Origin of the sequence: Nonomuraea sp. NPDC049695, from assembly GCF_040674955.1 — a bacterium.
Classification (GTDB): domain Bacteria; phylum Actinomycetota; class Actinomycetes; order Streptosporangiales; family Streptosporangiaceae; genus Nonomuraea; species Nonomuraea helvata.
Genome location: NZ_JBFANV010000175.1, coordinates 1 through 9,245, shown reverse-complemented (window position 1 = coordinate 9,245; position 9,245 = coordinate 1). Strand labels below are relative to the sequence as shown.

Below are 9,245 nucleotides of genomic sequence, written 5' to 3'. Positions count from 1 at the left end.
CACGCGAGGCGATGCCAGGCTCCTGTGGCGACGCCTCGCGTGCGGTGCAGGGCGGTGGTGGAGGCTATCGGTAGGCCGTTGCTTGGAGGGTGTACAGCTCGCGGTAGAGGCCGTCTTCGGCCATCAGTGTTTCGTGATTGCCTTGCTCGATGATCTTGCCGTGGTCCAGGACGTAGATGCGGTCGGCGTAGCGGACGCTGGCCAGGCGGTGGGTGATGAGGAGGACCGTGCGGCCGTCGGCGTGGGTGCGCAGGCCCTCGAACGCGGCGTGTTCGGCGCGGGCGTCGAGGGCGGCGGTGGGTTCGTCGCAGATGAGCAGGTCGGCGTCGCGGTGGAAGCCGCGGGCGACGGCGATGCGCTGCCACTGGCCTCCAGACAGTTCGCAGCCGTCCTTGAAGCGGCGATCCAGCAGGGTGCGGTAGCCGTGGGGCAGGCCGGCGATGACGTCGTCGGCGCCCGCGATGGCGGCCGCGGCGTGCAGAGCGGGCTCGCCTTTGTCGGTGCCCATAGTGATGTTGTAGCGGGCCGTCAGAGGCCAGCGGGTGTGGTCCTGGGCGATGACGGCGGTGCGCAGGCGGACCGCGTCGGGATGAACGTCCGCCAGATCGACGTCGTCCCAGAAGACGGTGCCGCTGTCGGGCTCGTACAGACCGGCAAGGATCTTGGCGAGCGTGGTCTTGCCGGAGCCGTTCTCGCCGACGAACGCGATCACCTCGCCGCGCTTGATCTCCAGGCAGACCCCGCGCAGCGCCGGGGCATCGGAGCCGGGGTAGGAGAACGTCACGTTCTCCGCGGCGATCCGGCGGAACCCGGTCAGGGCCGCGGTAGCGGGAACGGTATGGGGCGGGCGGTGCCGGTCGGCGCAGAAGTGGAGGAACTCAGTGAAGTCGGTGAAGTACAGGCCCTCCTCATACAGGCGGTTGGTGGCATACAAGAGGTTGGCCAGCGAGGTCTGGGCCGACTTGATGGCCAGGACGGCGGTGCCGGCGATGGCGAGGGGGATCGCGGACATGGCCAGCAGGAGGCCGAGGGCGATGTAGACGAGCGCCGCGCCGACGCCGCCGATGGCTTCACCGATCAGCCGCGTGATCGTCTGCCGGCGTGCGAGTGCGAGCCGGACGTCCTGCTCGGCGACGGCTACCGCGTCGTACATGCGCAACAGGAAGCCTCGCATGGTGAACGCGCGGACCTCGGCGGCGGATGAGCGTTCGGCGAGCAGCTTACCGATGATCCACATGCGGCGGCGGACAGGAATGAGCGCGTACTCGGTGGTGTAGCGCATGCGCGCGGCGCGGACGGCGGCCCAGGCATCGGGCAGAACGGCGAGCAGGAGGAGCAACAGCAGCACGGGATGCAACACGCCTAGCACACCGGCGACGGCGATGAGCCCGATGGCGGCGGTGAGCACGTCGATCGCGGAGGTGACCACGGTCGAGGCGACGTACATGCCGCGCGAGGTGGCACGTTCGAGGGCGTCGTGGAAGTCGGGATCGTCGAAGGCGACCAGCGGAACCTCGCTGGTCTGGCGGTAGAGCTCCTCCTCGCTCAGCCGGGAGATCTGCGGGTTGAGACGGGACTGGGCCCATCCCGCGCCCGCTTGCAACGTGGCGCGTATCGCGGCGGCCGCGGCGACCAGGGCGAGGCTCGGCAGGGCAGCCTGGACCCGGTCGAGGGTAGGTCCAGCGGTGAACAGCGCGGTAAGCACGCCCGTCGTGGCCAGCAGTCCGAAGGCGGTGAAGACGCCGCCGAGCAGGTTGAGAATGACCGCGCACAGGGTGTCGCGGGAACTGGCCTGCCAGGCTACGCCCATGGCCTGGCGGATAAGTGAGGGCAGGCGTCTGGCGATCGTGAGGAAGCGGACTTCGGCCATCTTGTCGGCGTGGCCGTACCAATCGGAGATCGTGATCTCGCCCATGTCCAGGGCCTCTTCTGCCATGACGAAGAGTATGAGTGTGGTCACTGACAGTTTCTGCTGGGTGTCTCCTCTCAGATCACTTTGATCATCACGCGGAACCCGTCGCCACCATCAGCGAAAGCGACCGTCGTGCCCGCGACAGCCAGGATCACCGGCTCCCCTGACGGCACCAGGTGGTAGCCGCGCCTGCGATACCACCGCAGGCGCGGCCCGTCATCCTGGCGGACTTCGACGTAGACGAGCCTGCCGCCCCGGGCAAGCGACGAAGACCAGGCCTTGGCCGTGGGGCAGCGGGATCTGACCGCCGAGCTCGTCGATCGCCGCGGCGAACGGGCCAGGCGGGGGCCGGCGCCGGTGGCATCGCCCAAGGCGGTGGCGGCCAACGTCTCAGCGGCGTGGCCGTCGCCGTGGCGGGCCGGGCGGATGTGGACCATGTCAGGCAACTCCAGAGAACGGGCACGGCCCTGGCACCAGCCGCTCGTCGGCCTCTCACATCGCCTTCATCGCGACGGTGTTGCCCTCCCGGGAACTCTCTCAACGATCGCCGACCATCCCGACGGGGAAAGGACCTCCTGCTGGCAAGGACAGTGACTTTGATCGCGCAGGAAGCCGCGCTCGGTCAGCCGTTGAGCTGTCTGCGCGTAGGGTCCGGACATGCGTGCAGGCAGCACCTGGACGGATGCGGCCAAGACCATAGCCGGCGCTGGACGACGGTGGGCGGTCAGGCTCTGGACCGGCCGGCGGCTGGCATGTCAGGCGGCATCAAGCCTGATGGCCACGCTTGCCCGGCTTCGGGCGGACATGCGCGAGGCTACGACGAGCGCCGGACGCGGCATCGCGGTCGTCCGATAGCGATCACGGTGGATGCTCGCCGCGGCCATGATCGACCTTCGGGTCGCGGGCCGGTCGGAAGATACCGATGTCACCGGCGGGAGATGACAGGGGTCATAGCGAGCGTCTTGCTCGCACCGCTGACGGCACCAACGCGCATGGGGGTTAGCGAACGCACCTCACGATAGCCTCATGCCAGACCCGTCGCTCTCCGAATGGAGGAGCGGGAACCGTAGGTCAAGAGCGGACAAGTGTCTGTCGCGAACGCACCACCATCCCCCACGTCGCTGTTCGGGACGCACATGATGACTTCTGCGCCCCAGGGCGCACCACCAGGAGTCCGATGCGGCGAAGTGCCTTGCCACCTCGCCAGATCGCCGGCACCTGGCCTGAGGGATTGGGAACATCCGGGGACGGCATTCGGGGGAAGCCGTCCCCGGATGCGCGCCAGGGGTCGTGCCGAGGCAGTACGTCTCGCGATGTAGGCGAGCGCCGCACGCGGACGTTGAACATCTCCCTCGGTGGCGTGCCACGCCGACGACGATCTCCCACGCTTGCCCCCTCTCCGTCACAGGTTGCTGGCCCAAAAAGAGAGGGCGGCAGGACAGTATGAAGGTGCGTGACCTGCTGATTGGATATGAGCACCGGGTTCTTCATGGCGATCCGGGCCAGGCCGACATCTGCGCCGGCATCGCCTACGACTCGCGGCGCGTGATTATCGGCAGCCTCTACATCGCCATGCGCGGTAGCCGCATGGACGGTCACCGTTTCGTGGCCGACGCCGTGGAGCGTGGAGCGGCTGGTGTGCTGGTCGAGGATCCGCTCGACGTCCAGCTGCCGGCGCGCACCTGTGTGGTTCAGGTGGCGGACACGCGCGCGGCGGCCGCGGTCGTAGCCGCGCGCTACTTCGGCGAGCCGTCACGTGAGATGCGCGTCGTCGCGGTCACGGGTACCAACGGCAAGACGTCCTTTTCCTTCATGACGGAGGCGGTACTGCGCAGGGGGGTGTGTGCGCGGGTGGGTGTGATCGGCACCGATGGATGCCGCATCGGTGATGAGCCGATCACGATCGACACGACCACGCCCACGACTCCGGAAGCGGTGGAGTTGCAGCACATCTTGCGCGCCCTGCGTGATCGCGGGGCCGGCGCGGTGGTGCTGGAGGCATCCTCGATGGCGCTGATGCTCCACCGGGTGGACGCGACCGACATCGATGTCGGCGTGTTCACCAATCTGACGCCCGATCACCTGGATAACCACGGCAGCATGGAGGCCTACAAGCAGGCCAAGCTCTTGCTGTTCGGCGGAATGTGCCGGCGGGCGGTGGTCAACGCCGACGACCCGGTCAGTACCGACATCGCCGTACTGATGCCCGGCGCGGTAACGACATACGGCCTGGACGACACCGTTGCGGAGTTCCGGGCGACAGAACTGCGGGTGCACCCTACCGGCACCCGGTTCGTGCTGCACCACGCCGGCCGTCGGCGCGCGGCACGGGTGCCCATCCCGGGCCGGTTCGCCGTCTCCAACGCGCTGGCCACGCTCGCCACCGGTCACCAGCTGGGCTATGACGTCGATGCCCTGCTCGGCGCGTTGGAGGAACTGCCGGTGATCCCGGGCCGGTTTCAGACCTACCAAACCCCTGCCGGGGTATCGGTGGTGGTGGACTATGCCCACTCAGTCGACTCGCTGACGAAGGTGCTCGCCACGATCCGCGAATTCGCCAGCCGCCGAGTACTCACGGTCTTCGGCTGTGGCGGCGACCGAGACCCCAGCAAGCGCGCCCCGATGGGGCAGGCTGCCGGCATGTACTCCGACGTGGTGGTGGTTACCAGCGACAACCCGCGCAGCGAGGACCCGGACGCGATCATCGACGAGATCACGGTCGGTGTGCAGGCCACGAACGCGGCTCTGGAGCAGATTGCCGATCGGCGGCAGGCCATCGCGTGGGCGCTGGAGGCGGCCGAGCCGGGCGACGTCGTGCTTGTCGCAGGCAAGGGCGCCGAGTCCTACCAGATCATCGGCGATCGCAGGTTTCCATTCGATGACATGACTACCGTGCACGAGTTGAGCACCCTGCCCACTGCGTAGGCCCCTGCCGCGCACGCCGATAGACCTGCCTGGCGGCCCGTGACAGGGAAACGATGAATGCTCGCCTGGATCTGCCGGCTGCTCTGCCCGCGTGGCAGGTGCTGGGCGCGGTCGATCTGCCGCAGTGGCGCGCGCCCGCCTGCGCGAGCACACCGGCAGCACTGAACACGTGCACGTGGCCCCGGTCCCGTGTGGCAGCAGGCATCGGTGTCTCCACCGGAATGGCCCCTTAACTGCCGGTCGACCGCCGCCCGCCGCCAGTTCGTGGCCCTGCCGCAACCTGCCCGGGGTGACCTTCACCTGCGAGCCAGCGGAAGATCCCTTACCGTCACCGAAGTATGCCTAGGCGAGCGGCTGCAGCGCTCATACCGTCCTAGTGACGGAACGTGCATACGTCCAGGCGAGGGGATGCATGGCAACCTACGTCAAAAATCAACCCGAACCCACCGTCAAGGGCCGGTGGTGGAGAGATCCCTTATCGTGGATCGGCAGGGGAAGGCGACTGGAGGAAGCCCTTCGGGCGGCTGAGGAAGCTCGTCAGGCCGCCGAAAGCGCTGCACAGGAGGCTCACGCCAGGCAGCAGCAAGCTCTCGAGGCGCTGGTCAAGAGCGCGGCAGGCAGCCTGGACGAGAGCATGCGCGAGCAGGCCGACAAGGTTCTTGCTGCTGTTGAAGCGCTCAAACAGCCGTCGCCACCCAGTGAGGACGTCCACATCGGGCGGCTGTACCGGCTCTACCTCTGCTCCGGACAACGGGGAGACATCCACAGGTTCATCCGATGGATGCAGCAAAGCGAGGAGCATCGGCGGTGGGTCCCCTTAGCCATTCAGGCGCTGTTTGAAGGGGAGGAGGCCAGGCAACGTCAGGCGCAGCCGGGCAGGCGCAAGTCGAAGGCGTTGTTGTCGCCGAAGAAGAGGAATGAGTACGAGGCGCTTCTAGCCCAAGACGGGACGGTGCAAGAACAGACGGATCTGGTGGCCTGAGCCGGTCGCCGGCTCACCTCATGCGTCCAGCCCGCGCTGCTCTATCGCATCGTCCGGACCCAGCAGGCCGGGCGGGGCATCGAGCGCACTGCCACCGGGCGCGGTGTTACCGATCTGGGCATGCCGCGCTTCCCGGGTCGGCGCGGGCAGGAGAGCGCGTGAGCCGGGCCCAGAAGACCTCAGGACGCGCCTCGGGCGAGGTGCTGCGGGCCTCGCGGCGCACCGACAGCCAGGTCAAACGGGGCAAGGTGATGGCCGTGCTGGAGGAGCTGAAGGCAGGCGGGGAGCGCCGGCCGCCCTGGAAACCACGTGTTCGTGGCCTCCCTCACGAGCATCCTCGGCCCACCGGACCTCGTCTGCCCGCGTACTTCTTTGAGTGCTCCGCCAAGTCCGGATTGATGGGCGTCGTGCGGGCGCTCAGCCGCGAATGGGCCAGCCAGGGCATCCGGGCGGCCCAGCGCCGTCTGAACACGCTGAAGGGGGAATGGATGGGTCACTGCGAATGGGGACCCGAGGACGGCCTTCCCGGATACAACGACTGCAGCGCTTACGTCGAAGGCATTCTGAACGATCCCAAGGGGCCACTCCACGACCCGGATGGTTACGCCCATCAAAACGCCGACAAGTGCAGGCGAGAGTTCGTCGGCAAGGCCCTGGACGCCTGTCTGTCCGTTGTCATGAGCCCCCTCTTCTCCTTCGCGAAAACGGGGATCGCCGACCGGGAGACCGGAACCCACCGTCTCGCCGAGGAATACCTTGCCATGACCGGGCTGGACCTGATCAACGCCGCCTCCCGATATTCGTTGATAAGCGATTGCAAGTAACCGCGACCAGATCGGTCAATCGCCCCGAACCGCCTGCATGACCCGACAAGATCACTGGGCGAAGCTACCAGCAAGATCGCTATCTAACGGCCTTGATGCTGTTGGGTCGTTGAGGGCGCCGCTTGCTGATTTGGCACCACGGGCACAGGACGTCGGAGAAGACTTCGACCGCCGTCATGCCGGAACCAGTACCGCCAGCTCGGCCCAGTCGATCGGCGCCGGGGTAATCCCGCGCCGCTTGAGGTAGCGCTCGGTGCGGGCACGCGCGTCGGCGATCCAGTCGTCGTTGGCACCGTCGTCGGCGGCCGACGAGCCCGGAATGCGCTCCGGGTGGAACTCCCACTCCGTGCCGGACCCGATCGCAGTGCCCGCGACGTGCAGCGAGCACATGTCGCCGGACTGCCCGTTGTGCCGGTGCCACAGCAGGGTCGCCGGTCCGATCCGGCCCTCGAAGTCTTGCGCGGTGCGGACCCGCAGCTCGCCATCGTCACCCGCCGAGACCCTGGCGCGCACGGCGTACGGGTGACCCTGAGACGAAGGCCGCCGACGGGTAGCGGGTGAGGGCGTCCTCGATCTGCTCGCCCATCGGCGCGCCCCACGGCGGAAACGGCTCGAAGGAACCTCCGACCTCGACCGGCTCGAGCACATGCACCCGCTCGGGCGTCACGAAGACCGGCAGGCGCAGGTAGTACCAGTCCATCGTGGCCTTGGCCTCGTCGGAGGCGAACTCCTCGGTCAGGCCGGGAGTCTTGCGGAACAGCTCCCGCCAGTACTCCTTGATGTCCTCCGGCCTGGCCACCACGTCCGGCGCGGTGGCGACGCCCTGGACCAGGACGGCGGACTTGCCGGAAAGCCCGCTACCGGTGAAGTCCGACTACAGCACCGACACCCGGCCGTCCCGCCGGATGTTGAACGTTTTTTTGTGCGTACGCGAGCGGAGTCGTGATCGCGATCTGCTGGGTGTCGGCGATCCAGGTCGCCGCCATCGGGCGGACGTTGAGACCCCCGTCGCGAGCGATCGTGCCCAGTTCCAGGACTTCACTTCGGACAGGACTTCGAGCACATCCGAATCTAGCTGCATTCCAATCCTCTCGAGGGGATCGGCTGCAGGCACGGGAAAATCGCCCCAGCCGCCGAAGCGGACGCTACAACCTGAACCGAGGTTGAGGTCAACGGTGCGAACGCGTCAGCACCGCACTCCCCAATGCCGTTAGATAGCGATCTTGCTGGTAGCTTCGCCCAGCAAAGACCATGATCAATTGCTATCTCAACGGCATTGACCCACGAAACACAGGGCCGAAGCGTTCTCACGTCATGAGACCGAGTAGCTGAAGACCGTCCGAGGGATGGCCTCGCCTCGCAACGAGGCCGCGTCGCCATGTGTTTGCCGCAGCGACCCAACTCGCACGCCTCTGACACCGCCCGAGGTTGACCGCGACGTCCTGCACCTCCCAAGACGGCACAGAGCGCTTGCCGTGCACGCAACGGGCAACCTGCCACGGTCCACGAGTGCGCCCGGCTCCCTGGCCCTGACGCGGCTGCTGATCGAACGCGGCGCCGACCTCTGCGACCGGGCCTTCGACGACGAGGGGCCGACCCCGCTGGACTGCGCGCTGTGGGGGCTGCGCAACAACCGGGCGGAGGACGGCGACTACCGGGGCACGGTCGAGGCCCTCCTGGAGGCCGGCGCCCCCACCCGCCTCGGCCCGCCGACCGGCGACGCCGCGATCGACGCCCTGCTGGCACACCACCAGGTGATCATCCTGTAACCGCTCGGCGCCCCTCGGGCACCGGCCTCGTCACCCACCTGACATACCGGGTGATCCGGTAGAAGTCTGGTGAAACTTTCACCGCGGACGCGCCGCCGACCTGCCCGGAGGCGGCCCGCCGGGCGCCGCGCGGGCGGTCTCCTTGACGATCGTTCCTGACTTCCCGTCCACTGTCCCTGCCAGGTCCTTCCGAGCAGGAGGCAAGGCATGAAGAAGATCGGACTCTCATGAGGACACGGCTGCTGCTGACCACGCTCATCGTCGCCATGATCACGGCGGTCACGTCGCCGGCCGAGGCGGCGACGGGCGACGGGTCACCCACCGACGCCAACATCTCCTTCACCGGGCGCTGGGACACCTCCGTGCCCACCGCGTACGTGCCGTACTGGGCGGGGACCTATCTCACCACCGGCTTCACCGGCAGGACGGTCAGGCTGAGCCAGCGCAACACCATCGACCTGTACTACAGCATCGACGGAGGCGCGTGGGTCTACATCCAGAACGTGCGCGGCACGGTCAACCTCACCCCGGCTCCGCTGGCCGCGGGGAACCACACCTTACGCGTGTCCTACCGGGTCGTCGCGGGCTCCTACCACGGCGACGCGGTGTTCCAGGGTCTCCTGCTCGACCCGGGTGCCACGACGTACGCGGCGGCGGTGCCGCAGAAGCTGATCGAGTTCGTCGGGGACTCCATCACCGTCGGCACGACCACCTCCAAGAACGCCCTGACCGCCTACGCCGGCTTTCAAGAACGCCTTGACCAGTGCCAGAACGCGTTTGTCCTTCACCCGGCAACGCACCCGCTCCATCAAGGCCGTATGGTCGATCCGGTC

General features: G+C 67.6%; 9 protein-coding genes. 5 read left to right on the top strand and 4 right to left on the bottom strand.

What is annotated here, in order from left to right; translation table 11 throughout:
- Positions 1 to 64: 64 nt before the first annotated feature.
- Together AB0J64_RS56070 and AB0J64_RS56065 are read right to left on the bottom strand one after the other, a co-directional pair.
- Positions 65 to 1,936 carry an ABC transporter ATP-binding protein gene (locus AB0J64_RS56070; RefSeq protein ID WP_364046622.1) on the bottom strand — a complete coding sequence of 624 codons (1,872 nt, stop codon included), beginning with the start codon at positions 1,934 to 1,936 and terminating at the stop codon, positions 65 to 67.
- Positions 1,937 to 1,986: 50 nt separating this feature from the next.
- A complete protein-coding gene (locus AB0J64_RS56065) occupies positions 1,987 to 2,349 on the bottom strand; it encodes a hypothetical protein (protein ID WP_364046619.1) in 363 nt (120 codons plus the stop codon).
- 1,006 nt (positions 2,350 to 3,355) lie between these two features.
- Here AB0J64_RS56065 and AB0J64_RS56060 point away from each other — a divergent pair.
- From AB0J64_RS56060 to AB0J64_RS56050, 3 genes are all read left to right on the top strand, one after another.
- A complete protein-coding gene (locus AB0J64_RS56060; RefSeq protein ID WP_364046616.1) occupies positions 3,356 to 4,837 on the top strand; it encodes a UDP-N-acetylmuramoyl-L-alanyl-D-glutamate--2,6-diaminopimelate ligase in 1,482 nt (493 codons plus the stop codon).
- Positions 4,838 to 5,249: 412 nt separating this feature from the next.
- Positions 5,250 to 5,819: a hypothetical protein gene (locus AB0J64_RS56055; RefSeq protein WP_364046613.1), complete on the top strand. Its 570-nt coding sequence runs from the start codon at positions 5,250 to 5,252 to the stop codon at positions 5,817 to 5,819.
- Between the two features lie 158 nt (positions 5,820 to 5,977).
- On the top strand, positions 5,978 to 6,643 hold the full coding sequence (locus tag AB0J64_RS56050) for a hypothetical protein (protein WP_364046610.1): 666 nt from the start codon (positions 5,978 to 5,980) through the stop codon (positions 6,641 to 6,643).
- Between the two features lie 174 nt (positions 6,644 to 6,817).
- On the opposite strand, the gene AB0J64_RS56045 is transcribed toward AB0J64_RS56050, so the two are convergent.
- On the bottom strand, positions 6,818 to 7,156 hold the full coding sequence (locus AB0J64_RS56045) for a hypothetical protein (RefSeq protein WP_364046607.1): 339 nt from the start codon (positions 7,154 to 7,156) through the stop codon (positions 6,818 to 6,820).
- The gene (locus AB0J64_RS56040) at positions 7,131 to 7,445 is read right to left on the bottom strand and encodes a hypothetical protein (RefSeq protein ID WP_364046605.1); all 315 of its coding nucleotides are present in this window, start codon (positions 7,443 to 7,445) and stop codon (positions 7,131 to 7,133) included. The genes AB0J64_RS56045 and AB0J64_RS56040 overlap by 26 nt, the downstream gene beginning before the upstream one ends.
- Positions 7,446 to 8,118: 673 nt before the next feature.
- Here AB0J64_RS56040 and AB0J64_RS56035 point away from each other — a divergent pair.
- Both AB0J64_RS56035 and AB0J64_RS56030 read left to right on the top strand, forming a co-directional pair.
- Positions 8,119 to 8,412: a hypothetical protein gene (locus AB0J64_RS56035; protein WP_364046602.1), complete on the top strand. Its 294-nt coding sequence runs from the start codon at positions 8,119 to 8,121 to the stop codon at positions 8,410 to 8,412.
- Between the two features lie 227 nt (positions 8,413 to 8,639).
- Positions 8,640 to 9,245: hypothetical protein (locus AB0J64_RS56030; RefSeq protein WP_364046599.1), on the top strand; the 606-nt coding region annotated here is incomplete at its 3' end.

Bases quoted from the DNA above. Each gene is read 5' to 3' on its own strand.
- AB0J64_RS56070 (WP_364046622.1), bottom strand. From the start codon at position 1,936: ATGGCAGAAGAGGCCCTGGACATGGGCGAGATCACGATCTCCGATTGG.
- AB0J64_RS56065 (WP_364046619.1), bottom strand. From the start codon at position 2,349: ATGGTCCACATCCGCCCGGCCCGCCACGGCGACGGCCACGCCGCTGAG.
- AB0J64_RS56060 (WP_364046616.1), top strand. From the start codon at position 3,356: ATGAAGGTGCGTGACCTGCTGATTGGATATGAGCACCGGGTTCTTCAT.
- AB0J64_RS56055 (WP_364046613.1), top strand. From the start codon at position 5,250: ATGGCAACCTACGTCAAAAATCAACCCGAACCCACCGTCAAGGGCCGG.